This window comes from Methylomonas sp. (genome assembly GCF_023228165.1).
Classification (GTDB): domain Bacteria; phylum Pseudomonadota; class Gammaproteobacteria; order Methylococcales; family Methylomonadaceae; genus Methylomonas.
Map to the genome: position 1 here is coordinate 102,973 of NZ_JALOBS010000007.1, position 23,043 is coordinate 126,015.

General features: G+C 51.7%; 27 protein-coding genes. 11 read left to right on the top strand and 16 right to left on the bottom strand.

The features are described from left to right. The first annotated feature begins 161 nt into the window (after nucleotides 1–161). Nucleotides 162–1,031 carry a hypothetical protein gene (locus tag M0R33_RS06920; RefSeq protein WP_292566984.1) on the top strand — a complete coding sequence of 290 codons (870 nt, stop codon included), beginning with the start codon at nucleotides 162–164 and terminating at the stop codon, nucleotides 1,029–1,031. Between the two features lie 62 nt (nucleotides 1,032–1,093). On the opposite strand, the gene erpA is transcribed toward M0R33_RS06920, so the two are convergent. Together erpA and M0R33_RS06930 are read right to left on the bottom strand one after the other, a co-directional pair. Next, a complete protein-coding gene (gene erpA, locus M0R33_RS06925) occupies nucleotides 1,094–1,426 on the bottom strand; it encodes an iron-sulfur cluster insertion protein ErpA (RefSeq protein WP_292566987.1) in 333 nt (110 codons plus the stop codon). Nucleotides 1,427–1,540: 114 nt separating this feature from the next. After that, on the bottom strand, nucleotides 1,541–1,789 hold the full coding sequence (locus M0R33_RS06930; protein WP_292566990.1) for a hypothetical protein: 249 nt from the start codon (nucleotides 1,787–1,789) through the stop codon (nucleotides 1,541–1,543). A gap of 257 nt (nucleotides 1,790–2,046) precedes the next feature. Between M0R33_RS06930 and M0R33_RS06935 the strand changes: the two genes are divergently transcribed. Together M0R33_RS06935 and M0R33_RS06940 are read left to right on the top strand one after the other, a co-directional pair. Then, nucleotides 2,047–2,847, top strand: a complete 801-nt coding sequence (locus M0R33_RS06935; protein WP_292566993.1) for an exodeoxyribonuclease III — start codon at nucleotides 2,047–2,049, stop codon at nucleotides 2,845–2,847. 161 nt (nucleotides 2,848–3,008) lie between these two features. Continuing rightward, nucleotides 3,009–3,824, top strand: a complete 816-nt coding sequence (locus M0R33_RS06940; RefSeq protein ID WP_292566996.1) for a PhnD/SsuA/transferrin family substrate-binding protein — start codon at nucleotides 3,009–3,011, stop codon at nucleotides 3,822–3,824. Nucleotides 3,825–3,921: 97 nt separating this feature from the next. On the opposite strand, the gene M0R33_RS06945 is transcribed toward M0R33_RS06940, so the two are convergent. Next, the gene (locus M0R33_RS06945) at nucleotides 3,922–4,311 is read right to left on the bottom strand and encodes a lipocalin family protein (protein WP_292566998.1); all 390 of its coding nucleotides are present in this window, start codon (nucleotides 4,309–4,311) and stop codon (nucleotides 3,922–3,924) included. Nucleotides 4,312–4,805: 494 nt separating this feature from the next. Between M0R33_RS06945 and M0R33_RS06950 the strand changes: the two genes are divergently transcribed. Beyond that, a complete protein-coding gene (locus M0R33_RS06950) occupies nucleotides 4,806–5,816 on the top strand; it encodes an IS110 family transposase (RefSeq protein ID WP_292567001.1) in 1,011 nt (336 codons plus the stop codon). Between the two features lie 377 nt (nucleotides 5,817–6,193). On the opposite strand, the gene M0R33_RS06955 is transcribed toward M0R33_RS06950, so the two are convergent. From M0R33_RS06955 to M0R33_RS06995, 9 genes are all read right to left on the bottom strand, one after another. Next, a complete protein-coding gene (locus M0R33_RS06955) occupies nucleotides 6,194–6,940 on the bottom strand; it encodes a 3-oxoacyl-ACP reductase family protein (RefSeq protein WP_292567004.1) in 747 nt (248 codons plus the stop codon). 136 nt (nucleotides 6,941–7,076) lie between these two features. Further along, complete coding sequence (locus M0R33_RS06960; protein ID WP_292567007.1) at nucleotides 7,077–7,442, bottom strand: glyoxalase superfamily protein; 366 nt, start codon at nucleotides 7,440–7,442, stop codon at nucleotides 7,077–7,079. Nucleotides 7,443–8,241: 799 nt separating this feature from the next. Then, complete coding sequence (locus M0R33_RS06965; protein ID WP_292567010.1) at nucleotides 8,242–8,751, bottom strand: hypothetical protein; 510 nt, start codon at nucleotides 8,749–8,751, stop codon at nucleotides 8,242–8,244. Nucleotides 8,752–9,018: 267 nt separating this feature from the next. Next, nucleotides 9,019–9,306: a ferritin-like domain-containing protein gene (locus tag M0R33_RS06970; RefSeq protein ID WP_292567013.1), complete on the bottom strand. Its 288-nt coding sequence runs from the start codon at nucleotides 9,304–9,306 to the stop codon at nucleotides 9,019–9,021. 117 nt (nucleotides 9,307–9,423) lie between these two features. Further along, on the bottom strand, nucleotides 9,424–9,834 hold the full coding sequence (locus M0R33_RS06975) for a cytochrome C (protein WP_292567016.1): 411 nt from the start codon (nucleotides 9,832–9,834) through the stop codon (nucleotides 9,424–9,426). A 14-nt stretch (nucleotides 9,835–9,848) separates the two neighbouring features. Then, a complete protein-coding gene (locus M0R33_RS06980) occupies nucleotides 9,849–10,925 on the bottom strand; it encodes a metallophosphoesterase (RefSeq protein WP_292567018.1) in 1,077 nt (358 codons plus the stop codon). Next, nucleotides 10,918–12,099, bottom strand: coding sequence for a cytochrome c peroxidase (locus M0R33_RS06985; RefSeq protein WP_292567021.1), 1,182 nt, complete (start codon nucleotides 12,097–12,099; stop codon nucleotides 10,918–10,920). Before M0R33_RS06985 ends, M0R33_RS06980 begins: the two co-directional genes overlap by 8 nt. A gap of 118 nt (nucleotides 12,100–12,217) precedes the next feature. Continuing rightward, nucleotides 12,218–13,576, bottom strand: coding sequence for a glutathione-disulfide reductase (gor, locus tag M0R33_RS06990; protein ID WP_292567023.1), 1,359 nt, complete (start codon nucleotides 13,574–13,576; stop codon nucleotides 12,218–12,220). Nucleotides 13,577–13,639: 63 nt separating this feature from the next. Then, entirely contained in the window at nucleotides 13,640–14,167 is a 528-nt protein-coding gene (locus tag M0R33_RS06995) for a peroxiredoxin (RefSeq protein ID WP_292567026.1), read from the bottom strand. Nucleotides 14,168–14,335: 168 nt separating this feature from the next. Here M0R33_RS06995 and M0R33_RS07000 point away from each other — a divergent pair, with 168 nt between their 5' ends. The 6 genes from M0R33_RS07000 (at nucleotide 14,336) to M0R33_RS07025 (ending at nucleotide 17,923) form a co-directional block, all read left to right on the top strand. Further along, nucleotides 14,336–15,226, top strand: a complete 891-nt coding sequence (locus tag M0R33_RS07000; protein ID WP_292567028.1) for a LysR substrate-binding domain-containing protein — start codon at nucleotides 14,336–14,338, stop codon at nucleotides 15,224–15,226. A 196-nt stretch (nucleotides 15,227–15,422) separates the two neighbouring features. After that, nucleotides 15,423–15,695, top strand: a complete 273-nt coding sequence (locus M0R33_RS07005) for a hypothetical protein (protein WP_292567029.1) — start codon at nucleotides 15,423–15,425, stop codon at nucleotides 15,693–15,695. Between the two features lie 45 nt (nucleotides 15,696–15,740). Further along, nucleotides 15,741–15,887 (top strand): hemin uptake protein HemP, encoded by a 147-nt coding sequence (locus tag M0R33_RS07010; protein ID WP_292567194.1) that lies wholly within the window; start codon nucleotides 15,741–15,743, stop codon nucleotides 15,885–15,887. A gap of 80 nt (nucleotides 15,888–15,967) precedes the next feature. Further along, complete coding sequence (locus M0R33_RS07015) at nucleotides 15,968–16,750, top strand: energy transducer TonB (protein ID WP_292567031.1); 783 nt, start codon at nucleotides 15,968–15,970, stop codon at nucleotides 16,748–16,750. 4 nt (nucleotides 16,751–16,754) lie between these two features. Continuing rightward, on the top strand, nucleotides 16,755–17,498 hold the full coding sequence (locus M0R33_RS07020) for a MotA/TolQ/ExbB proton channel family protein (protein ID WP_292567034.1): 744 nt from the start codon (nucleotides 16,755–16,757) through the stop codon (nucleotides 17,496–17,498). Next, nucleotides 17,498–17,923: a biopolymer transporter ExbD gene (locus M0R33_RS07025; RefSeq protein WP_292567037.1), complete on the top strand. Its 426-nt coding sequence runs from the start codon at nucleotides 17,498–17,500 to the stop codon at nucleotides 17,921–17,923. Before M0R33_RS07020 ends, M0R33_RS07025 begins: the two co-directional genes overlap by 1 nt. Nucleotides 17,924–18,023: 100 nt before the next feature. Here M0R33_RS07025 and M0R33_RS07030 read toward each other — a convergent pair whose 3' ends face one another. The 4 genes from M0R33_RS07030 to M0R33_RS07045 form a co-directional block, all read right to left on the bottom strand. Further along, on the bottom strand, nucleotides 18,024–18,611 hold the full coding sequence (locus M0R33_RS07030) for a hypothetical protein (RefSeq protein WP_292567040.1): 588 nt from the start codon (nucleotides 18,609–18,611) through the stop codon (nucleotides 18,024–18,026). Beyond that, complete coding sequence (locus M0R33_RS07035; protein WP_292567042.1) at nucleotides 18,608–18,760, bottom strand: hypothetical protein; 153 nt, start codon at nucleotides 18,758–18,760, stop codon at nucleotides 18,608–18,610. The genes M0R33_RS07030 and M0R33_RS07035 overlap by 4 nt, the downstream gene beginning before the upstream one ends. A gap of 46 nt (nucleotides 18,761–18,806) precedes the next feature. Then, nucleotides 18,807–19,517 carry a hypothetical protein gene (locus M0R33_RS07040; RefSeq protein ID WP_292567045.1) on the bottom strand — a complete coding sequence of 237 codons (711 nt, stop codon included), beginning with the start codon at nucleotides 19,515–19,517 and terminating at the stop codon, nucleotides 18,807–18,809. A gap of 110 nt (nucleotides 19,518–19,627) precedes the next feature. Further along, nucleotides 19,628–20,146 (bottom strand): hypothetical protein, encoded by a 519-nt coding sequence (locus M0R33_RS07045; RefSeq protein WP_292567048.1) that lies wholly within the window; start codon nucleotides 20,144–20,146, stop codon nucleotides 19,628–19,630. Nucleotides 20,147–20,412: 266 nt separating this feature from the next. On the opposite strand from M0R33_RS07045, the gene M0R33_RS07050 reads away from it, so the two are divergent. Beyond that, complete coding sequence (locus M0R33_RS07050) at nucleotides 20,413–23,037, top strand: hypothetical protein (protein ID WP_292567051.1); 2,625 nt, start codon at nucleotides 20,413–20,415, stop codon at nucleotides 23,035–23,037. The last annotated feature ends 6 nt before the right edge of the window (nucleotides 23,038–23,043 follow it).

The following is a 23,043-nucleotide window of genomic DNA, read 5'->3' on the forward strand; positions in this document are numbered from 1 at the left end:
ATTTTCTTAAAATCCAGCGTGAAAGCTCTGAGGATTATCCGGCAGCGTAGCCTTTTTGGGTAGTTGAGCCGGGAAGATTACTGGCTGTCTGTAAAAAGCGCCTGTTATGCTAAATGAAACGCTGCTTGCCCGGGCGATTTTTTTACTTTAGTACTCACTTGTTGTCTGCCTTGCTTCATCGACAACGGGTAAGCCAAGTATCCGCCGAATCGAACTATTTGCACGGTACCGCTAACGAGGATTTATCGTTTATGCCATTATTCAAAATCATCCGCATCCTGATTTTATTCAGCGTGTTCATCGGCTTGGCCTTTTATGCCCAACAGCAAAAACTCAAATCCCGCTCCTGGACCGAACCATTACAGCTGGTGATTTACCCCATCAATGCCGACAACGACCATCCGGCCGTCAATGACTATATCCACGATCTGGACGATAGCGTATTCGCCTCCATCGATGGTTTCTTTGCCGAACAAAGCCTGGATTACAACCTGATTACCCGGCAACCGACTTCGACCAAACTGGGACCGGTCGTAACGGTACAACCGCCGCCGGCACCGTTACCGAGCGCCGGTTATGCGGCCATTATCTGGTGGGGAATAAAGTTTCGCTATTGGGTGTATCAAAACACCCCGGACTCGGACTCCAACATTCGCAGAATCAGGGTATTTGTGCAGTATCACGCGGCCGGCAAAGGTAAACGCTTACAACATTCACTGGGGCTGGATAAAGGTCTGGTCGCGCTGGTGCAGGCCTTTGCGGCAATCGAACAAGACCAACAAAACAATATCGTCATCGCTCACGAAGTGTTACATACCGTCGGCGCCAGCGACAAATACGCTCCGGACAACAGCCCCTTGTTTCCTGTTGGCTACGCAGACCCCAATCAATCTCCGCTCTACCCGCAAAAGCGGGCGGAAATCATGGCAGGGCGTATTCCGCTATCGGAAAATCGTATGCGCATGCCGGACAGTTTGGCCGAGTGCATGATAGGCGAAGCCACGGCTCTGGAAATCAATTGGCTACGCTAAACGTATAGTCCGGAAACGCAAGCTCTATCAGGCAACCTGCCGGCCGATTCAGCGCTATCTCATTAAGCCGAGAAGGAAGAACCGCAGCCGCAAGTAGTGGTGGCATTGGGGTTGCGGATAACGAACTGGGCACCGGTCAGGTCTTCTTTATAATCGATTTCGGCGCCGGTCAGATATTGCACGCTCATCGAGTCGATCAATACCGTCACGCCGCCATTTTGAATTTGCGTGTCGTCGTCATTAACTTCTTCATCGAAGGTAAAGCCATATTGAAAACCCGAACAACCGCCGCCGGTGATATAAACCCGCAGTTTGAGGTTATCGTTACCCTCTTCCTGAATCAAACCTGCAACCTTGCTTGCAGCACTATCGGTAAACACAATAGGATCGGCCATAAAAGTCTCTCTAAGTAACTGATAAAAAATGATTATGCTTTTACCTACTATTTTAATCAAGATTTATTCGCTTGGCTATCCATAACCGCAAAACACCGCTGCCGGTATGTTGCCTCAACCGGCGTTAGCTGCGTCCGCCAGATAAAGTTCCACGAATTCAGCAGCAGACACCGGCTTAGCGGTGCAATAACGCTGCCTGCAATGACAACCTTCCGCCATTAAAAAATCCCGTTGCAGCCCATTTTCCATGCTTTCCGTGCCGGTCTCCAACCGCGAAGTTACCGTCAGTCCTAGCACGACGCCCCATTTCCCGCCCGGCACGCGGAATCGCCAACGATTATTCGACAGAATGCGCTTGGCCACGCCGGATAACGGATCATGATCAGTTCTGCCTTTACATCTTCTCTAGAAAAGCCCAGCATAAATCCCGGTTGCGCGGATAATCCCGCCTTTTGGCACGCGCTTCAGCAACCAGCAACCCCTCAACTTGCCTGGCCTGTCGGCGATGGGCAATCAGCCACTTTCCAGGCTGTTATTCGGTATAAAATACAGTCTAATTCAAAACTTTAGACTAATACCCGCCGTTATTTTCTATCCTGACCACCTAAACCAAGACCCTCATGCGCATTATTTCCCTCAACCTAAACGGTATCCGCTCCGCCGCCAGTAAAGGCTTATACGAATGGCTGGCGCATCAGCACGCTGAGCTGATCTGTCTACAGGAACTGAAAGCACAGCACGCCAATCTGACCGAGCAAATGCAAAGCCCGAACGGCTATTTCGGTTATTTTCATTACGCTGAAAAGAAGGGCTACAGCGGGGTGGGCATATACAGCAAAGCGCCCGCCGATGAGGTGATTGAAGGCTTGGGATATGCCGACATAGATGCGGAAGGCCGTTATCTGGAGGCCCGGTTCGGCAATTTATCGGTGGTTTCGCTATATCTCCCTTCCGGTTCCAGCGGACCGGACCGGCAAGCCGTGAAGTTCAGCGTCATGGACCGATTTTATCCGCATCTGGCGGCTTTGATGGCCAGCGGCCGCGAGGTGGTGGTATGCGGGGATTGGAACATTGCCCATCAGCAGGCTGATTTAAAAAACTGGCGTGGCAATCAAAAAAACTCCGGCTTCCTGCCCGAAGAAAGAGCCTGGTTTGGACAGGTCTTAGACGAGCAAGGCTGGGTGGACGTTTATAGAAAACTGCACCCGGACGCGACCGACGCCTGCTACACCTGGTGGAGCAACCGAGGCCAAGCCTGGGACAACAATGTGGGATGGCGCATCGACTACCAAGTAGCTACCCCCCAACTGGCCGCCACGGCGGTATCCTGCAGCATTTATAAACAACAGCGCTTCAGCGACCATGCCCCATTAATTATCGATTACCGACAACCATTATCCGCGCTGTCATCGATCGCCTAGCGACCAGATTAAAAACCCCGCAAGCGCCTATCCTATTAACCTAACCCTGAATCGTTAATACTCAAAATCGGATGTTGAAGAATAGTTGCGTAAATATTGGCTTGAGGTGCCTGCTTGGCCTATGGTTGTGCGGCAATGCAGTGTGCGCCCAAGAAAAACACATGACGTTGGCTTATATCGAAACCGGTTTAAAGGAACTAAACAACACCGACAAACAAGTCGCCCTGCAGATATTGGCCAGGGAATTAACCAAAAATATCGACGTGGAATTATCGGTTATGCCGTTAAACAGCATGCAGGAAATGCTTGATTTAGCCAAAGCAGGCAAAATCAATTACAGTCTGATCAACAGCTATTTTTACTTGAAAAACCAAGAAAGCCTAGCCCCGCTGCTAAAGAAGGAAATATGGGCGGCCCAACGCGGTCAGCAGCTTGAAGAAGATTATGTATTAATCGTCAACAATGACATTGCCTATCAAGATATTCGCAGCCTGTCCGGCAAACGGCTATCCCTTTATGCCGATGATTTATTGATGGGGTTTTATTTACAACAGCTCATCCAAAAAGAGGCTAATAAAGCCCCCAGCAGTTTTTTTAAATCCATCAAAGACACCAGAACCTTGTCTCAATCCGTGCTGGATGTGTATTTTAAAACCAGCGACGCCTGTCTGGTGCCGAATCACGTTGTCGATTTAGTCATGGAACTCAATCCCGCCGTAAAACAGGGCATCAAAATAGTCCATCACTCCGGCGCTCATTTCATTATGGCGTTAATACTGGTGTTCAAAAACAACCCCGAAGTGGAAGCGAACGCCATCCGCACCAATCTACAGGCATTACCGAACAGCATTGCCGGACAGCAGATATTGGACTTATTTCATGTTAAAGCCATTACCCGCATACAGCCTGAGTCTCTGAATAGCATGCTGGACCTGTATCGCCGATATCAGAAAAATCAGCACATAAAAACCCGTTAGCGTAGTTAAGCTTGGTATTGATTAACAATAGACGCAGCAAGCAGGGATAGGATAGTTATGGCGAAACCCCCGCTTCGCCATAACCCAAGCTACTATTTTATTTTTTGTTAAAAAAATACAAATCGCCGAATTTTCCTTTTAAGGTCATATTTTTATCGTTTTTTTCCACCAAGGAATACACGTCATATTTGTCGGACCGGCCTAAAATGGAGATTTTTAATTTTCCGCCTTCCACTTCGTAATTAACCGGAGGTTGATCGTAGAAAACCCCTTCGCGGGGGATATGTAAAATAGTGACTTTACCGTCTTTAAAATTCCAGGTGTCTTCCCGCTTAAGATTTTCCTCGCTATCCGCATTTTTTTTAGTGTGGTCCAGCTTCCAGGAACCATTCACTTCGTCTTTGGCCTGCAACGCAATGTCCGCATAAACCGCAGGAACGCACAAGGACAAGCCCAACAAAATCACCGCTGCATTGATCTTTTTCATTATTATTTTCCTATTCTCTAATTAACACCTTTTGGATTCTACTCGCCTAAATCCGATAACTAAAGAAAATATAATTCAAGCCCCTATATTTTATAAACAATTGTTTAATAACAATAAATTTAAACAAAACTCCATTTTCAAGAATATTAAATGCCACTTGCTTGGCTGCGGCATCGTTGCCCGCATGCGCGCAGCCCGGTAGGATGCAGCAATAACCGCATCAACCGCGTGGTTAGAATTTAAATTGCGCATAGGACTCTTACCATTGACCAGCCACGTAGGTACGCACCGCGTACATTTTTTTGATCATTATCTTTTGCAAACGGTATGCGATGCATACCCTACATAGCTAGTCGCGCCATGTGTTTTGCCTGAAGTTAATCAATAGTGGCAGTGTAGTAGAAATTTAATTTTACTCTGATAATCCTCTAGCCAGCCTCCTCCATCGCCGGTGCGTTACACTGGCGTTTGAGGAAAAACAAGAGGAGACTGACATGGCACTTTACTGCGGAATCGATTTGCATTCAAATAACCACGTTGTGGTGGTGATTGACGAGAATGACCAACGACTTGAAGAGCGGCGTATCGGTAATAATGTATCTCTCACCTTGTCGCTATTGGCACCGTACCAGGACCGGCTAGTGGCTATTGCCGTTGAATCGACGTTTAACTGGTATTGGTTAGTGGATGGTTTGCAGGCGGCAGGCTTCCGGGTTGAACTGGTTAACCCGGCCGGGATCAAGCAATATGAAGGCTTAAAATATACCGATGATCGTTATGACGCTTTCTGGCTAGCCCATTTAATGCGCTTAGGGTTATTGAAAACCGGTTACATTTATCCGCGTGAACAACGAGCGATTCGGGATTTGTTACGACGCCGTATGCAACTGGTCAGAACCGGTAGTCGACAATTGATCTGTGTACAAAGCCAGATCTGGCGAAGTACCGGTATACGGCTGAGTTGCAATCAGTTGAAGAAATCGGACGTGACCCTAGAACTGCCTGATGAGGCCACGCAGTTAGGCGTGGACAGCCATTTACGGGTTTACCGTACGATTGCTCAGGAAATCGCTCAATTGGAGCAAAAAGTGATGACACAGATCAAACCAAAAGACGATTACGATATTCTGACCAGCATGACCGGCGTCGGACCGATGCTGGGGACAACGATCCTACTGGAAACCGGCGATATCACCCGATTTAAACAAGTAGGCCACTATGCGTCTTATTGTCGTTGCGTTAAAAGCGAGAAAACCAGCAATGGCAAGAAGAAAGGCGAAGGCAATGCGAAAAGTGGCAATAAATACTTGTCCTGGGCGTTCTCCGAAGCGGCGCATTTTGCGGTTCGCTACGAGCCTTTGGCGAAACGGTTTTACGAACGCAAACGGCACCGCACCAATGGCATCGTCGCGATTCGCGCGGTGGCGCATAAATTGGCCAGGGCGGCCTATTATATGTTGCGAGATCAAACGCGATTTGATGCGACACGCTTGTTTGCCAGTTAAGTTTGGCGACTGCGGTAAGCCAGGATTGGGGTTGGTAAAACCATGAGACTCTGATTGGATGCCGCAGTCCGCCATCGATTGACATCATTCGCCCGAACCGCGAACCACACTGGGGTTGGACTGTTGAACAAACAGAACCATGAGATCTGTGATAAACATTTTGGACACGGTTCGGAACCAAGGTTTTTGTGGGGCGCCAGGGCGCCAGGGGTGTTGAATGAATCGGTTGACTACGCCGACATCAACGACCTTGATCCAGATGGGTGACCGGTGCGGATGATTCATCCGACACCTGAGACTAAGCTTACCTGCTGCTGAGAAGCACAGCGACGAAGCGGTCAGGTGGAGCGACATGTTGGGCGTCTGTTGATGAACTGCTAGGCGTTGAATCCTCCGTCAATGGTCAGGCTTGCGCCTGTGACGTAACCGGCTTCCGGGCCGGCAAGGTAAGCGACCATCGCCGCGACCTCCTCGACTGTGCCATAGCGCGGTAGCGCCATGAACTGCTTTTTGAGCATCTCGGCGAACTCGGTCTTGTCGGGGTTCATCTCCGTGTCTATCGGGCCAGGCTGCACATTGTTAATGGTGATACCGCGCGTTCCGAGATCGCGCGCCAAGCCCTTAACTAGCCCTTGCAGAGCGGACTTGCTCATCGCATAAACTCCTCCACCTTGAAAGGGCATCCTTTCGGCGTTACAGCTGCCGATGTTGATGATGCGTCCTCCTTCTTTCATGTGCTTGACCGCCGCCTGGGTCGCCACGAACACCGCCCGCACATTAATAGCGACCGTCCGGTCGAAGTCTGAGAGCGTGAAAGTGTCGATAGGGCCCATGGCCAAAACGCCTGCGCTGTTGACCAAGATATCGAGCCCGCCAAATTCTCTCACGGTGCGATCGACTGCGGAGACGACTGCACTGGCATCGGCACTATCAGCCTGAATGGCGATCACCTTGATCCCGAGCGATCGCGCTGCTGCGGCGATATCGTTTGCCTTGTCGAGCGAGCTGCTATAGGTGAATGCGACGTCAGCGCCTTCGCTGGCCAGACGTTTGACGATGGCGGCGCCAATGCCTCGGCTACCACCTGTGACAAGTGCACGTTTATTTTTGAGTGTGTGATTCATAGGATTCCTTGGGTTGGTTACAGAACTGACTGTGATACGCCTAACGCCGTGTTCACCGGTTTGGTAAAGTTGGCGACTTTTTGCAGCTCTTTGCAAAAAAGGTGACGACTTTACCAAATCCGCGTGCAACACTTTGTTAAACATTGTTCAACTCACTGAAAATAACCCTATTTCCAAACGGATCTGCAATTGACATATCTCTACCCCAAGGTTGATCGGTTATTCCAGGCCGAGCGTTTTTATATTTCTTATCACTCAAGTGCTTTTGAAAAACATCAAGTTCATCGATCTCTATTCTAAGGGAAGAACCTGGACTACTGTCACCGTGATGCTCGGAGACATGGATAACACAACCGCCTTTAGATATTTGCATATATAGCGGTGTTCCATCTTCGAATCGATGCTCCCAGTCCACCTTAAACTCAAGAAACTCTATATAGAACTCCTTAGCTTTAGCTTCATCAAATGAACGAATTATTGGTATTGGGTTTCCAACTTTCATTGCTATGAACTCCACTTGTGTTTAACGCCGTGCTCTGCGGCAAATTTGGAGAGCAACGGAAAATTTGTCCGACAGCAGCGCTTTGTGTACGCCCAGCATGGGCGTGAACTTATGGGGTGAAAGTCCCCTGTCGGAGAACCGACATTGGTTAGCATTTAACATATGCCGACTATTTTAACGACTAGCCGACGGTAAGGGCAATACCGCGAGGTGTTGTCTGGAGGAAGCCCCAGTGCAAAGCTGCGAGCTGACGGACAGAAATCACATAAAAGGCCGAGTTCCAGGGGTGAGTTAGCACCAGATAACGAAACCCACCGGTTCGAGGAATACGGTAAATGTGGCAGTTGTGCAGTGACAGTTCACGTTCTTATCTGGGGAGATCTGTTTAACAAGCGATGGAGATGATCGATGATGAATGACAGTTGGGCAACTGCTATAAATGTCCAGGCGACCTGGCTGCTATCGGCCAGTGATCGAGCAAATTTGATAGCGACTTGGCCATCTTCCGTAGCGCCTGCTCGGGCAACCGTTCAGGTGATTAAACAGAAGTCAGCAGACGGCATAGTAGCCAAATGCCTACTGTAATGGGTAGGACAGGGTGAAGGCCTGAACCTCTGTCAAAGAGTGAGACGTCCTTATCTCGTTCATGCTCGACATGTGCGGCGGTAAGGTTTCGTAGCCAGCTTTGGGATTGATTGCGACGGCGCGGTCAATTTTAGCTATGCAGAGGAAACGCCCCGTGCGGACCCGCATGCGGGGTGTTGTGGGGAGAGCCGGAGAGAAACCGGCTCTTACCCGATTATGTTTCATTTTCAATAGACTCGAATTTGGGCAGCATGTGTCCAAAGATAAAGGAACGATACCTTCGAAGAGTTATCACTGTGCCAAGCTCCATAAGGTCAATGTATGGCAATTCACTTTCCAGCCCCACAAACAGTTCTAGTACTTCAGCATCTTCGACCGATTCATTTAAGCGAAGGGCAACTCTATTTCGCAACTTATTCAATTTGCGTAGCGAGCCCACCACATAATCAGGCAGCAAATTAAGCTCTTCAACAAGCTCCAGTTGGCTTGCCAACTGGAGCTTTTGACTGTATTTCAACCCGATAGACAATACCGCCTCGGCATTTTTTTCTAAAACCAAACGGATTAACTCTTCGAGCAAGTATTCTGTTACAAGGTGAATTCGCACAATTTCACCTAGGACGCCATCGTCACCTTTAGTGGCTTCCATAAGCAACGGCATAATTTTGTACCGAAGCTGTGTCAGTGTCAGCAGTGGATTGCTTTTCTTAGCCATTGGGCTCATGAAACATAACCATTGATTATCAGGCAAATATGCCTACATAAGTTGATATTGGCGGGGTTTTCAGGCACTTTTGCCTGCATAATCGGTAAACCGGGCATATTTGCCTTGATAACTTGATATTAGCCGGTAAATCAGGCAAATGTGCCTGCGTAATTAATTTCCAACCCATGATATTCGTTAATCATTCCAAATCAAAGCTTCCGTAGAATCTTGCCATACGAAAGCCATGGTATGGATACCGCATTTACCCCGCCGCATCCAACAACACTACTCATGGGCAATGGTTTTGTCGGTAAACAAATAATCCCTCAGCTCATGGTCGAATTTCGGGTCCTGGCGGCGAATCCATTCCAGCACCATCGCCGCGTGTTCTTTTTCCTCGTCGCGGTTATGCGCCAAAATGGCTTTCAGTTCCGGATTCTTACACGCATCGACGCGCTGGTTGTACCAATCGACCGCTTCCAGTTCTTCCATTAACGAGGTAATGGCCCGATGCATGTCGCGGGTTGCATCGCTAAGTTCATTAATGGGTTCGTGATAACCTTCGTTTGCCATGGTTTTATCTCCTGCGTTGGTTTTAAGTTATTAAGTGTCGCGCGGTGCCATACGGGCATCAAGCTTGCCGACAACTTTTGGATATGGGCATCACAATTCAATCTGCAAACCATCTATTTAATGTTTCCCCGGCTCCAGTTTCACTCCGCGCCGCTCGTAGGTCACGTAAGCTTGAATGGCGATCATCTTCGGGTCGTCCGCCGCCAACGGCACGCCCTCCAGTGGGTTGCGCAAGCACCAGTTGATCATTTCCCACAACGGAATCACTTTGCCGATTTGTTTCTGGAATTTGGGATAGGTTTCCGGGTGGGTGTTGGCGGCATTGGGGTGGCATTGCGCGCACGCCACGCCGTTAGTACCCAGAGTCGGGCTGGTCCATAATTCCCGGCCCTGCTTGACGCTGTCCATGAACTGTTGCTGCCAGCGTTGTTGGTCTTCCGGGGTAAATTCGTCCGCTGAAACGGTGTTTACGGTGACCATCAGACTCAACGCCAGCAGGCCTTTGCCAATAAAATCGAATGTAGACATAGTAATCTCCGGCGTTAATAATGGCTTTGCGGGTCGATGCGGGCTTTGTCGACCTGATACTCGACATCTTGCGGCTGTTTTTTGGCTTTATCGAAGCGTACTACCCTATCCTTGTTGCTGTACAAGGTAAAATTCAGATCCACGTTGCCGTTGGCAACATTGATAAACTGCCAGCCGGTGGCGTCGCGCTCGAAGAACGGATCGGCCCGATTCATCGGCACCGTCAGCTTGGGCAAATACTGCTCGGCTTGCGCATATGCCTGCGGATACGGCCACGGCCAGGCGGTGGCCATCACCGAGTTAAAGCTGATATTACCAATCTGGTTGTATTGAATCTGATGTACGTGGCCGTAGATCACCGAGACTTTTTTATACGCTTTCAGCAAGGCCTGAATCTGTTCGGCGTCTTCGGTCCAGAAATTCCAACCCTTGTAGATTTTTTGCAGCGGCGAGTGCGAGAACACCACCAGCGGTGTAGTTTTGGTCACTTTGGCCAAGTCCTCCTTCAGCCACTTGCGTTGCTCCTCGCCGACCATGAATGGCGAACCGTTGGGATTATCCAGCCCGGCCATTTCCAACATGCGTTGTTCGGCGGTCGGCCAACGCTTGAATGTCCAGTCGTCGTAAGTGCGAATGCTGTTTAAGACGATGAAGTGCACGCCTTTATGATCGAAGCTGTAGTACTGCGGACCAAATAGTTGTTCCCAGTAAGCGCCCAAATCCAGATAATAATCATGTTCGCCCATCACATAGCGCACATCGTGCTTTAAAGCCGACATGATTTCCGCGCCGTGATCCAGTTCTTCCTTACTGCCCAATTGGGCCAAGTCTCCGCCGAACATCACGAAATCCGGTTTGGGGGTGAGTAAATTAACCTCCGCCACCGCCCGCTGCAAGCCCATATCCCAGTTGCGTACAAAGCGATTGCCCTTGATGTGCTGAATGTGGGCGTCGGAAATATAGGCAAAGGTAAAATTCTGGCTGGATTCCGCAAAGGCTAGCTCCACCAGGCTGATAGGTAGGCTAGCGCCCAAAGCCAAAGCGCCACCGGTTCTTAAAAAATCTCGCCGACTCCGATTGATGTCATTCATGGCTTTCTCCTGGTTTGGCTGCAGTGGGTTTGAGGTATTGCTGGCTGGTCAAGCTCTCCAGGAAAGCCACCAGATCGTCGATCTGGCTGTCCAACAAATTCAAGGGCCGAATACCGCCGCTAAGATACGGATTGACCGGAGCAGTGGCCGGCGTCACTCCACCGTTGCTGTAATGGATGATGACCTCTTTCAAGGTTTTCAGGCTACCGTCGTGCATGTAGGGCGCGGTCAAGGCAATGTTACGCAGAGTCGGCGTTTTAAAGGCCCCCATTTCGCTAATGCCGTCGGTGACCGCAAAGCGGCCCAGCTCGGAAGATTTTTTGTCGGTCAGCACCATTTGATCGACATCGCCACCTTTGTTTTTGGCTTCCAAAAACGCAAAAGCCAATCTGGGCACATCCGCCTGAATCGCGTTAATGCCGACGCCGATGTTATGAAAGCGGTTATCGGTAAACAAGGCTTGGTCTTGCTCGATGACATGGCAGGACACGCAACGGCCCTGGCCCAGAAATAACTGAAAGCCGCGTTTTTGCTGTTCGCTCAACGCGGTTTGGTCGCCCTTGAAATAAAACCGATCAAATGCCGAGTTGCCGGCCACGATGCTGCGCTCGAAGCTGGCGATGGCTTTGGCGACATGCTCCATGGTCAGCTTTGCATCAGCGACATTGAATACGTCTTGGAAAGCGGCTTTATAGTCAGGGTCGCTGCGGACGATATCCAAAATGGGTTGATGGCTGGGCAAGCCGGCTTCCACCGGATTAATGAATGGCCCTTTGGATTGGCCTTCCAGATCCGGTTCGCGGCCGTCCCAAAACTGGAATTTGTAAAATGCCGCGTTGATGACCGTCGGCGCATTGCGGGTGCCGGTCAGGCCGTGATGACCGACCGATACCGGCAGATTGTCGGTAAAAGCTTTGTCGTCGTCGTGACAAGACGCGCAGCTGATGGTGCCGTCTATGGAAAACCGTTTATCGTGAAACAGCTTATCGCCCAAGGCGATTTTGGCCTGCGATTGCGGATTATTTGCCGGCACCGGCACGGGCGGCAACCCCAATAACGGATTAGCGCTATGCGTCGAAACCGGTGCCGTGGCGGGCGGCTGAGGGCTATCGACCGCCCCAGCCGCACCGGCAAAGCCGGCGGCACTCAAGGCCAGTAACAGAAAGTGGCGCATAACGGCCTCCTTGTTTGCGTTTTTTGAAAATCATGCCGACCGGCGTCGGTATATTCCGAACTGTTTTATAACTGTAACCTTTTTTGCGATTTGCACCAATAAAATCTAACTGCATTCATCATTCCGGCACGGATTTGCGCATGCTAACGAATTCTTCTGCCGCGGTAGGATGTATACCGATGGTGGAATCGAACACTGCTTTGGTAGCGCCGGCCCGAATGGCAACTGCCATACCCTGAATGATTTCGCCGGCATCGGCGCCGACCATATGCATGCCCAACACCCGGTCGCTGCTGCGTTGCACCAGCATTTTCATCAATGTCTTTTCGCCCAAGCCCGATAAGGTGTGTTTCATCGGCGTAAACACCGATTTATACACATCGATGTCGTTGGGATAGCGCCTTCCGGCTTCTGCCTCGGTTAATCCAACCGTACCGACATTCGGTTGGCTGAAAACCGCCGTGGGAATATTGTCGTAATCAACCGGCGTCCACTGGTTTGCATATAAGCGATTGACCAGAGCCATCGCTTCGGCGGTGGCCACCGGCGTCAGGTTGACGCGGTTGGTAACGTCGCCCAACGCATATATCGAAGGCTGACTGGTTTGATAGTATGCATCGACCTTGATCGCACCCTGCTCGTCCAGCTCCACGCCCGCCGTTTTCAGCCCGAAAGCCTCAGTGTTCGCGACCCGGCCGGTGGCATACAGCACCAAATCCGCGGCAATGGTTTGACCTGGTCCGGCATGGGCGAGGTAGCCGCCATCTTGTGTTTCAATGCGGGTAATATCACTGTTGAAGTGGATGTCTATGCCTTTTTTGAGCATCTCCTGTGCTACAAACTCGCGTATATCCTGGTCGAAACCGCGCAGCAGTTTATCGCCGCGATAGCTCAGCGTGGTTTTAACGCCTAGCCCATGCATGATGCCGGCAAACTCCACCGCGATATAGCCGCCACCGACAATCAAAATTCGCTCCGGTAGATGTTGCAAGGCAAACATGTCGTCGGAGGTGGAGATAAACTCCTTGCCCGGAATATCCGGCAGCCAGGGCCGGCCGCCGGTCGCCACCAGAATCCGTTCGGCGCGGAATTGCCGCTCGCCAACCGCTACCGTATGCGCGTCCAGTAACCTTGCCTGTCCAATAATGATGTTGGCGCCGCTATTCTCCAACAGACCTTGATAGACAGTCTGCAGCCGATCGATTTCGCGGTTTTTCTGTGCCAACAGCTGCGACCAGTCGAAACGCGGCGGCTGGAAAGACCAGCCGAAGCCGGGGGCGGCGGCAAAATCTTCCTGAAAATGCGAGGCGTACACGAACAGTTTTTTCGGCACGCAGCCGACGTTCACACAGGTGCCGCCTAGATATTGCTGTTCGGCAATCACCACCCGAGCGCCCAATCCGGCCGCCATTCGCGCAGCCCGCACGCCGCCGGAACCGGCCCCTATTACAAACAAATCAACATCATATTCAGACATGTTACCGCTCCTCGGCGGGATGAACGCAGCCGGACAGATTCCTCATCAACCGGTCGACAAAACTTAACGCGCTTGTTTCAGAAAGGCCAACATGGTGTCGGCATCGCTGACCTCAAACGGGTCTTCCGGATGATTGTCGGCTTGACCGACCTCGCTGAACAGTTTGACGACTTTGCCGTCCTCGACCAGCATTGAATAGCGCCAGGATCGATAGCCGAAGCCGAGATTTTCCTTTTTAACCAGCATACCCATGCCGCGGGTAAAGTCGCCGTTGCCGTCCGGCAGCATTTTTACATGCTGAACCCCCAGATGCTTGGCCCATTGATACATGGTGAAGGCATCATTGACGCTCAGGCAATACACTTCATCGACACCTTGGGCAATGATGTCCGGGTATTTGGCTTCGTAACCGGGCAAATGCGTGCTGGAACAGGTCGGCGTAAACGCGCCGGGCAAGGAAAACACCACGACTTTTTTGCCTTTAAAAATATCGTCGCTGCCGACATCCTGCCAGCGAAAAGGATTGTCTCCGCCTATGCTCTCGTCGCGGACACGGGTTTTGAATACAACATTAGGTACGCTAGCGGTCATCTCGATTCTCCAATTTTGAGTAAATATGTTGCCGGCGACTAGTTGGCTAACCGCCCTGTCTGAATTGCTTTTCATTCAGTACGGGATTCAGTCTACCGGGCTATGTTTGTAATGGAAAATCGATTGTTTGTATAGTATCGATTGATTTAATCAATACAACTTGCTGCCATGAATCTCAGAGACTTGCGTTATTTAATTGCCGTGGCCGAATTGCGCAGCTTTGTGCAAGCTTCGGAACACTGCCATATCAGCCAGCCGACCCTGAGCACCCAGATTAAAAAACTGGAAGACCGCCTGGGCGTGCAGATTTTCGAGCGAAATAATAAGCGGGTGTTAGCCACCGAAGTGGGCGAACATATTATCGCTACCGCCCGGCGCATATTAAAGGAAGTCGACCACATGCAGGATCTGGCCGAAACCGCTCGCGACCCTTTGGCCGGCAATCTGCGCATCGGTGCTTTCCCGACGCTGTCCACCTATATTTTTCCGGCCTTGGTGCCGTTGATCAGAGACACACTGCCACGTATCAGACTGATATTGGTCGAGGCAAAAACCGAGGAATTGGTCCGCCGGTTGAAAAACGGCCAAATCGATATGGCGTTGCTGGCAATGCCTGTCGGCGACGATTTTTTGCAAACCCAAGCATTGTTCGACGACGAATTTTTGCTGGCGGTTGCCGCCGACCATCCCCTGGCTGACGCCAACCATATCCGCCAACAGGATTTGTCAGGCCAACAATTATTGTTACTGGACGAAGGCCATTGCCTGCGTGGCCATGCATTGCAGATTTGCCGGCTTAATGGTGCGGAAGAACAGCAGGATGTGCGGGCCACCGGCCTGGAAACCCTCCGGCAAATGGTTCGGGCCGGCACGGGCATTACCTTTATGCCGCGCATTGCCATCCGAGAACCGGATCAAGGCATTCGCTATATCCCGTTCCAAGCGCCCGCTCCCAGCCGTAGCATCGGCCTGGTTTGGCGCAAAACCAGTATGCGCAGTCGGTTGCTTGATGAAATCGGCCGCCTGATAGTACGGGCGGCAAGACAACCTGCAACGTAGCTATTCAATCAAGCCTGTTTAGACGGAAGCAGCAAAAAAGGCGGCTGCATTTTTTCTCTTGACATATTATTGAGAATCATTATCATTTGTATCCGACAGTTCTCTCTCGTACTGTCGCCGGCGCACCTGGTCATTCTCCAAAGTATCAACAGCGTGCGCCGTTTTTATTTTCTGTGATTTTTTTCATGAGGATGTTATGCCTTCTGTCGAAGCCCGGTTTGCCGACAAGCAAGACTTGTCTCAATTGCACGCGGCGACCTGCTTGTTGATGACCCGCTTCATCAACGGCCTCCATTGCCCAAAGCTGGCTCACCTGATTGTGCAGCAACTGCAACAATTGCTGGCACACCCCGGGCAAACGCCCAATAGCCGCGAGATGTACCTAAAACTGCTGGAACACTGGCAAAGTGTTTCCAGTTCTTTGCTGGAACAGAAACAGCCAGGGCAACCTAGCCATCTCTACCATTGACATAAAACCGTGACTGACCCCAACGAAAAATCCGCTGTCCGTCCAATCGCAAATTCAGGGTGCGCCGGCAGCAAACGTAAATTCAACAGCCAACAGCTATTTGCAAGCCAAAATGAAATCGTTATCGAGCATTTGGGCGAACAATACCGCTTAAGGATTACCAGCAACGGTAAATTGATTTTGACTAAATAAACAACGCTATCCATCGCATAGCCAGCCAGCCCTACGGCCAGCCAGCCAAGCGTAAGTAACCCAGCTTAACGCGAGGCTCTATGATTGCCACTCTTTGTTTTCTGCAGTACGCGGTAGTATCCGCCAAACCTCGGCGACGGCCGCCACCTTCACGCCTCGCCAACTCGCAACTGACAAACGCCCATACCTGCTGGCTTGGCGTAAGCTTGGCCACAGCCTTACATCTGGCTTGGCTGGGATTGTTGCCCGAGGCGTCCGATAAACCAGCTCCGGTTCCGGCGCAGCCCATCATGGTGAACTGGATCAGCGCTCCGGAAGCAAAATCGCTCAGGCCCGCTGCGCCCAAACCCAAGCAACCGCGTGAAAAGCCGGATAAAAAGGTTGCGCCAAAACCCAAAACCCCAAAACCCAAACCGCTGCTCGCCGCTGATAACGATACGACTGCCAAGCTAACCGCTGCCACCAGCGAACCACAACCGCCGCAAGCCGCCGCAACCGGTTTGCCGCAAGCTGATCCACCGGCCGACAGCGCAGCCATTAGCAGGCATGCCGGCCAAGAACAGAGCGACCCGTCTGCATTGACGCTACCGAATTTGCATGCCGATTATTTGCATAACCCTGCCCCCGCTTACCCCGATCAATCCCGGCAACTCGGCGAACAAGGCCGGGTATTTCTGCGGGTACTGGTGAACGCCGCCGGCATGGTCGAACAAGTCACTTTGCGCAAATCCAGCGGTTATCCCCGTCTGGACGCAGCCGCCCAAGACACCGTCAAAAACTGGCGTTTCGTCCCCGCCAAACGCGGTACGCAGGCCGTAATCGCCTGGGTCGTGATACCGATTTCATTCAGTCTGGAAGGATAAAAGCATGTCATTCAACCAAAACCTCAGCCATTTCCTGTCGCAAAGCGACGGCGTCGGCCAATCGTTATTTCTATTGTTGATCGTCATGTCGGTCGGCAGTTGGTATTTCATCCTGGTCAAAGCCTGGCACGCCGCAGTCTCGCGCCGTCGCACCCGGCAATTTTTGAGTCTGTTCTGGAACGCCGCCTCGTTGGATGAGGTGGCGGAAAACTTGAACGGACACCGCGACGAAGAACCGTTTTCGCATCTGACCTATCACGCCATCAACGCCACCCGACACCATGCTATCCACGGCTCGCAGCGCTTGCAGGAAGCCGGTTCCGCCGGTGAATTTTTGACCCGCGCCATTCGCCGCGTCATCGACGAAGAAACCGCCAAATTGGAATGGGGTTTGACCATTCTGGCCTCGATAGCCAGCACCGCGCCCTTCATTGGCCTGTTCGGCACCGTCTGGGGCGTCTACCATGCCTTACTCGGCATCGGCCAAAACGGCCAGGGCACCCTGGAGCAAATCGCCGGTCCGGTCGGCGAGGCCTTGATCATGACCGGACTGGGTCTGGCGGTAGCGATTCCGGCGGTACTGGCTTACAACGATTGCGTACGCTCCAACCGGCTGTTGCTGGCGCAACTGGATGCTTTTGCCCACGACCTGTTCGCCTTTTTAACCACCGGTTCGACGATCAATGCCATGCCGGAAAATAGTGGGTCATTGCATCAATCGGCCCTGTCGGTAGTAGGAGAAAACTAATGGCCTTCGGTGGCTTCGATCAACAAACCGGCGGCGGGCATACCGTCGCCGAAATTAATATGATTCCGTTAATAGACGTGATGCTGGTGCTGCTGGTGATTTTTATGATCACCGCGCCGATGATGACCCATGCGGTAAAAATCGATTTGCCCAAGGCCAACAGCCAGGCGCAGCAACCGACGCCCAGCGAACCGGTCAATTTGTCCATAGACGCCGACGGTCAATTGTTCTGGAATCGGGAGGCCGTCAGCCGCGAACAGCTGCAGCAAAAACTGGCGCTGTTGGGCTCGGAACCCGATCCGGCCGAATTGCACATCCGTGCCGACCGCGACGCGGCCTACCACTTTGTCGCGGAAGCGCTGGCCGATGCGGCAAGCGCCGGCGTCAGCCGCATCGGCTTTGTTTCCGAGCCCGAGCCGATGTGACACACGAAAAGCATGGCCAGCCGGCACCGGGAATGCGTAATGCCGTGAGAGGTAATACGCCCCGGCCGCCAGTATGCCAAGCTTTATTTTAAGACATCTCTCAGGTTCCTTCCCCCACATAGATCGAGTTAATGCGAGCTCCAGGAGCAAGTCGGCAGAACAGAACGATGGTTGAGCCTTGCCCCGGACTCTCGGCATCTACAAAATCAGGAACCGAAATATTACCAAAACCGGCAAACATTAAAGCGTCTCTTCCCCCGGCGTCTCCTACCTCCCAACGCACCATCTTATGCGGTCCGATTTGCTGGCGCGGGAACCCGTCACTCATCGGCATGATCCGTAGAGTACATTCACTATTACCGGGGCAGTTTGTTCCGGAGGTCGAAGGGCAATCAGGGTGCCAACCACGTACCATCACCCGTTCTATGCCGGCGCGCATGGAATCGCGAATCAAGGGACAAACGACCCCTATACGTTTATTCGCCTCGCGGTCATTACCAATCCAGCCGAACTGCGATACTTCGAGTCGACTTCGGTTCGCATTTCCGTCCGAACCAGAAGCAGTCCAATATTGGCAAATAGTGCCCGGATAGGATTTACCGTCTGCCGCGAAGGCGGGATTTGATAATAACAACGGCGAGGCAATAAGCACAGCACCAAGAAATCGAATCAGTATATTCACATTCATTGTAAGCTCCTTACTATCATGTTGATCTTTGTTAATAGCTGATCCGCCGGCGATAAAAACAGTGCATTGCTTGCAACAGCAGCTTGGGAAGAAGCAAACAGCGCAACTGTGAGTGCGACATGACGCAGCTTTGATAATACGATTTTCATAGTATTTTCCTCTTGATTTCGGAGACTCTGGCCTAATCGCCAGAATTTAAGTCTTTTGTTGGGTTCGGGTTAAACCCAACAGAACGCCGATGCCCGCCAGGAACAACCAGCACGAGGCCGGCAACGGAACGACAGTGGGTACGGCCAAGCCGCCTATGGATACCTGTAATGGCGTATTTCCCACGACCGTGCGTCCGCGGATGGTGGCCCGGCCGCTAGTCTCGAACGCGTCGGCATTGGTGAGAATTTCAATCGGGAACGATTCTTCGTGCGCTTCCTGGGTCAAATTCCCCAAAAATAGGGGAAAGCCAAAGGTAAATTGCAAGTTATCGCCATTCGCAGAGCGCTCCACGAAGCTGGGCCCGCGATCACCGGCCGTATCGCTGCGATAATGAATGTCGGTTTGCCAGCCGGCGTAGCCATTCAGGATGATGCTGTCTATCAAGACGTCGTCGGCGGTAATATTGATCGGCCCCAACAGCTGTAAAGCAAAAATCAGGCTGTCGGCGAGGTTCGAGCGAATCGCTTGGTTTGTGACTTCGCCGTGTCCGACGAAAAGTGCAATGCTCGGGTCCAGGTCGTAAGCCAAGCTGTTTGTGTAAACAACGCTTCCGTTCAGCGCCGGTGTTGCGGACAGGCTGGTCCCTGGCAAAAATGCCGAAGCGCCGGGCGCCACCACCGCGGCAAACACTGGGGTAGTAAAAAGGCTGGCAAATGCCGCTACGCTGGCCATGCGGACCAATGTATTGATGTTCATAAGTAAGCTCTCCAAATTTGTTCGGTTCCCGTCGGAAATTCTCGGCGTCATGCGCGCAGCATCCGATGGGCGCTTAAACGGCTGACGCAAAACGCCTGTCGGGAATGAATTTACAAGCGGCAATACCCGGCATTAGGCGCGCCGGTCTTGGGGTCTGTAGTGCCTTCCACAAACTCCCCGCCAACCGAAATACAGTCGGATATCATTTGGTTACACTCGCTGACGCTCCAGCAGTAAGGCGTGCCGCCGGTATCGTCCCCCCCTTTGCCGGCGAAGGTATTCGAGCCCTGGTAAGTGCTTGAGCGCTGATCGCCTTCGCAATCGACACCGACATCGCAGGCGTATTTATCCACCAGTACGCAAGAGAGATTTTGGGTTAAATTGGTGGAACCGCTGCTTGCGCACGACCAGACTTCGCATTCGTGGTAATACTCGTGAATGGCGCATCGGGTGTGGGTGTGCCGATATGCGGTTTTTTCGGTCGATTCCTTGAGAACCAGGTCGTCTATTTTCGATTGGTCGCCGATAACCACCAAGTCCAGCTTGGTTTTATCGGTGGTTTCGGCTGACGTCAGCACGGGGAATACCAGCGCCGCGAGCATTGCTATTAATAGTGTTGAGTGTTTCATAATTGCCTTCCCGTTGTTGATTGTTGAAAGTGAGCCGGTTTCGTACCTACCGCGTCCACCGCTATTCAAGACTTAAGCCGAATCACCGGATCTCGCGAGCAAGGCAAATTCAGCGACTCTCAAAGGAATCCTGCGGAATTGCCCTGGCCGAATAGTTGACGGCGAAGTCAACTTAAACGCTCGATCTCTTTTATTTCTCTTTTTTCAGGTTCTTTTGTCAGGCTTTTTTTATTAGACTGTGAAAAAGATGATCTAGAGGGATTGCAATGAGTCAGTTGCATTTTGATGACAACAACCCCCTGAACGCTTATTTGGTAAAAGAAGGGCTTATCGAGCGTTTGATCGGGAGCGATAAAAAAGTAACCTGGATTTGGGGCGAGACGGGGTCCGGCAAAACCGTGCTGGGTTCGATGATTTTCGCCAGATTGGCCGGACATTGCGTCTGGTTGCAAACCCCGGAGCATGACGCGGAAGCCGGGGTTATCCTGCAACAATGCAAAACCCTGTTACAAAATCGCGCGGCGGAAACACCCTTACATTTTTTTCTGGATAACGCCCATAGGCTTCAAGCAGGTCTGGCCGAGCTTTGCCATTGGGTTGCCGAGTCGGCCGACGGGCACGTCAGGTTGTTCGTGATATCCCAAAACCCCATCAGCGCGGACTATTCGGCACTGGTCGTTCGCGAGGCGGTCGAGGAAATGCCGCCGTCGCTGCTGCACTTTACGTTGAATGACAGTATCACCTTGTGCAAACAACACGGTAAAGTCGTCGACGAAGAACTGATCCGAATTCATCAAACCTACAACGGTTTGCCGCTGGCGATTGCCAGCAGCTTGTTGACCTCTAAGGACAATAAAGTCGCACTGCCAGAAGAGAGCTTTCTGCGCGCCGCGCGGTGGGAAGAGCAACAGGGCCACACCCTACCCGCCTTGGCGCTATATCTGAAAGCGAAGCGCTTGGATTATTTTGCCCAGCTATTCCTCGGCAATGCCAGACACTGGTTTGCCTCAGGCCACCGGGACAAGATCGGCGATGTACTGAGCCTGGTTTCGGAGGCGGAAAAAGACCAGTATCCCTGGTGTTGGGTATGGGAAAGCCTGCTGGTATTGCCCACGCAGCCGGACGCTGCCCGGCAGCTGGTAGAACATGCTTATGCACTGTTCAAAAAAGACAACGATATCACCGGCCGCTATCTGTCCATGTCTCATGCCGTGCTGACCTATCTGGTCAAGTTATCCGACTTTGGCGATATTCGCCGCCTGCTCAATGAATTGGCGCAATTCGATTCCGACGAGCACTATGCCCTTCTGGATCGCCATGCCCAGGCATCGGTCAGTTACATCATCTTTTTTTGCATGTTTATCGTCATGCCGGAGCATGAACATTTATCCCGATGGGAACAGAGAACCCTGTCGGTATTGGTGTCGGAAACCGAAATCGTCCCTAAATTAAAAATGCAGGTTTTGGTGCAAAAGGCTTACCTATACCGCGGCGATAATTACAAAATTCACCCGTTGGAGACTTTGAAGGAAATCGGCAACGATCAACCCATAGAACCCTACGACATTATCAATTTCAATCTGGCCCGTATCCAGGAAGGCTGGTGTTTAGGCAGGTTCGACGAGATCAAAGAACTCTACCGGCAATCCATGGCCGTGACGGCGGCCAACAACATGCAGGCCAACATTGCGCATACCAGCTTGCAAGTCATCATCGCGCTGTTGTTAAACGGCGAACTGGACGAGGCCAAACAGGAAATCTATCGGCTGCTGAATACCGTTCCGCGCGAAATGACGGCGCTTTTGCATCATCTTTACGCCGTGGAAGCCTGGCGGCAGGTGCTGCTAAAAGAAAACAGCCAAGCAATACTGACGGCGCAGCAATGTACCAGCATTAGCCGTGAATCCGGCTGCATTGCTTATATCGGGTTTTCCTATCTGGTTGAAGCCTATACCTTGGCGCTTGCCGAACAAAGGGACAAAGCCCGCGACAAACTGCGCGAACTCAAACAACACCCGCATTTGGAAGGCTACGCGATTTTTTTCTTTCATACCGACCTACTGGACGCTTATCTGGCTTTCGCCGACGGCGATATTCCCCAAGCGCGGCTGTTTGCCGCAAGCGCACTGGAATTCGCTGCCCGAAAAAATCTACTGTATTTCATTTGGTCTGTACCCGAGGTGCTTGCCCTCAGTGTCAGTTTGGCACTGGAAACAGGCTGTCAGGTCGAGTTCTGCAACAAAATCATAGAGCAACTGCGCTTGCCGGCCCCGCCGCATGCCAAGTCCGAACGGAGCTGGCATTGGCCGGTAAAAATCAGGACGCTGGGCGGCTTCGACAGCAACATCGAAGCGCTGAACAAATCGGGCAAATCCAGACGCATACAGTTATCGATTTTGTATTTGGCTATTGCCTACGGCGGCAGCGGCGTGCCGATGGAATTTCTCTGCGACAGCCTGTGGCCGGACGAAGACATCACCAGCGCCCGCCACAAATTAGACAACACCCTGTACCGATTACGACAAATCCTGGGCAAACAGAGCTTGGTTATCGTCAACAATAAAGTAAAGCTGGATAACACGGTAACCTGGGTGGACGCCGTCTATCTGGTCGACTTGATCCGCCAATGTAAAAAAGCCCTGCAAAACGGCGCGGACCGGGAACGTCTTAAAACCAATGTGTTAGAGATGATGGATCTCTATCGAGGCGAATTTCTGGACGGCGTATTGGAATCCCATCATGAACTGTTCAATCATCAGGTCTACGTCTCGAATCAGCTGGTTACCGTATTAACCTCGGCCCGTCATTTCTTTGCGAAACATGACGACGAGGAAGCCGTAAACACGATTCAACGGCATTTGGAAGGGTTGACGCAGCCGGTAGAGGGATGAACGCCT